The 2102-nt window shown below is 59.6% G+C and carries 4 protein-coding genes; 3 read left to right on the forward strand and 1 reads right to left on the reverse strand.

Annotation, left to right across the window (positions count from 1 at the left end):
* The coding region (locus WBV42_RS17610; protein ID WP_423987182.1) for a hypothetical protein at window positions 1-213 on the forward strand (213 nt) is incomplete at its 5' end.
* On the opposite strand, the gene WBV42_RS17615 is transcribed toward WBV42_RS17610, so the two are convergent.
* Window positions 210-674 (reverse strand): hypothetical protein, encoded by a 465-nt coding sequence (locus WBV42_RS17615; protein WP_423987183.1) that lies wholly within the window; start codon window positions 672-674, stop codon window positions 210-212. The genes WBV42_RS17610 and WBV42_RS17615 overlap by 4 nt on opposite strands.
* A 64-nt stretch (window positions 675-738) precedes the next feature.
* On the opposite strand from WBV42_RS17615, the gene WBV42_RS17620 reads away from it, so the two are divergent.
* Window positions 739-903: a hypothetical protein gene (locus tag WBV42_RS17620; protein WP_190303723.1), complete on the forward strand. Its 165-nt coding sequence runs from the start codon at window positions 739-741 to the stop codon at window positions 901-903.
* 86 nt (window positions 904-989) lie between these two features.
* Window positions 990-2096 (forward strand): glycine cleavage system aminomethyltransferase GcvT, encoded by a 1107-nt coding sequence (gene gcvT / locus WBV42_RS17625; protein WP_423987184.1) that lies wholly within the window; start codon window positions 990-992, stop codon window positions 2094-2096.
* Window positions 2097-2102: the final 6 nt, after the last annotated feature.

The raw sequence follows: 2102 nt of genomic DNA on the forward strand, positions 1-2102 counted from the left end.
ATGGCCGACATCGTGAACGTACCCGTCGGCCTTGCCACCATGAATTGCCAGAACTGTGGACACTCCGATTCGTTCGTTTTGCTGTTCGACCTCGCCGCCCGCGTAACGGGCGCGGAAGACACGCCGCTCGACTGGTCGTTCTGTGTCCAGTGTCCCGAATGCGGGAGTACGGACGTCGAGGGTGATCCGACGCGACTGTTCACCCGGCTTTAGGACTCGATGACTCCCTCGTAAATTTCGTCGTAGATAGCCTCGTTTGCGCTCGTCGTCTCGTCGGTCCACGTGACGAACGTCGTGCCGGTTTCCGCCGCGATGGTCGCGAATCGAGCTTCGAGGTGGGCGACACGACGTTCGTGCCAGCAGTTGACGAGCCCCGCGTGATAGCGCAGCCAAAACCCCTCGAAGTCCCGCTTGGAGAGCAACTGCTTCACGTGTTCGATAGCGTCCGGAACGGTTCGCGTGTCGAATCGCGTTCGTACTCGCCCGCTGCTCGTCGGAGTCGTTACGTACAACGGCAGGTAGGTGTGCTTCCATTCGTGCATGGCGATAGCGCCCGCATCGAACGTTGCGACGGAATCGAAGTCATCGAGCGGCGCGCGCCGACCGCGGACGAGAATGCTCACGGCATCGGAATCGTGTGCTCGACGGACCATCGCCGGTGTCGAAATAGTCATTTATGACTATCTAGTCGAAATAGCTAAGAATCCATAACAATACCGATTGCCTTGGGGGGAGTAGATGACTGAGCAGATACTCGGCACGACGACGGTGACACAGCGGTGGCGAATCAGTCTCATCAAGGCGGTTCGTGAGGAGTTCGAGGAAGCAGGTGTGGAGGTAGAGGAGGGCGACCGACTCGTGTTCAAGAAACGCGACGGGCAGATTGTCGTCGAACCGGCGTAAAAATCGTCACCGAACTGTTCTAACACCCACCGGCAGCCCCGGGGGAGAAACCAAAACATTACTTCCTTCGCTTCGAGGGTTCGGGTATGCCCCTTCGGAAACCGCCGTTGCGCGACCGACACGACGAGCGGGACGCGACGTTTACCGAATTTGGCGGCTGGGACATGCCTGTCGAGTTCGATTCGATAACGAAAGAACATGAAAGCGTCCGGCAGTCCGTCGGCATCTTCGACGTCTCTCACATGGGTGAGATAGAGGTCAGTGGACCCGATGCCGAGCGCCTCATGCAACGCTTGACGACCAACGACGTGACCCTGTTGTCGCCGGGTGACTCCCAGTATGCGATGATAACCGACGAGGACGGTATCATCATGGACGACACCGTCGTCTATCGCCTCCCGGAGGACGACGATGCGGAGTTCCTGTTCATCCCCAACGCCGGTCACGACGAACAGATGCACGACCGCTGGAAACAGTTCCGCACCGAGTGGGACTTGGACGCGGAAATCCGCAACGCGACCGACGATTACGCGATGTACGCGGTCCAAGGACCGGATGCCGCCGATGCGGTCATCGGTGCCGTCGACGACGACACCGCCGAATCCGTGTCCGACCTCTCGAAGTTCGAGGCGACCTACGCCACCGTCGAGGGCGTTCGGTCTTGGATCGCCCGCACCGGATATACGGGCGAGGACGGATTCGAACTGATCCTTCCGTCGGACGAGGCCGAGACGGTCTGGGACACGTTCGACTGTCAACCCTGCGGGCTCGGTGCGCGCGACACGCTCCGAACCGAGATGGGATTCCTCCTCTCCGGGCAGGACTTCGATTACGAGAACGACCCCCGAAACCCGTACGAAGCCAAAGTAAGTTTCACGGTGAAACTCGATACCGAGTTCGTGGGACGTGACGCGCTCGAACGAGTGAAGGAGGAAGGGGTCGAGGAGACGTTTGTCGGCTTCCGACTCGTGGATAGAGGCGTCCCCCGGCACGGTTACGACATCACCAGCACCGAGGACACCATCATCGGGACAGTCACGAGCGGGACGATGAGCCCGACGCTCGGGGAACCGATCGGATTGGGTTACGTTCCGACCGACTACGCCGACCCCGGAACCGTCATCCGGGTGATGGTGCGTGGACAGTCGAAGAAAGCAAAGATTGAGAGCACACCGTTTCTGAAAGACAAATAATGAGCT

It is taken from the genome of Haladaptatus sp., from assembly GCF_049589095.1.
In the GTDB taxonomy this organism is placed as follows: domain Archaea; phylum Halobacteriota; class Halobacteria; order Halobacteriales; family Haladaptataceae; genus Haladaptatus.

What these genes read in the sequence shown, in the direction of transcription:
- WBV42_RS17615 (WP_423987183.1), bottom strand. Translation starts at nt 674, where the DNA reads ATGACTATTTCGACACCGGCGATGGTCCGTCGAGCACACGATTCCGAT.
- WBV42_RS17620 (WP_190303723.1), top strand. Translation starts at nt 739, where the DNA reads ATGACTGAGCAGATACTCGGCACGACGACGGTGACACAGCGGTGGCGA.
- gcvT (WP_423987184.1), top strand. Translation starts at nt 990, where the DNA reads ATGCCCCTTCGGAAACCGCCGTTGCGCGACCGACACGACGAGCGGGAC.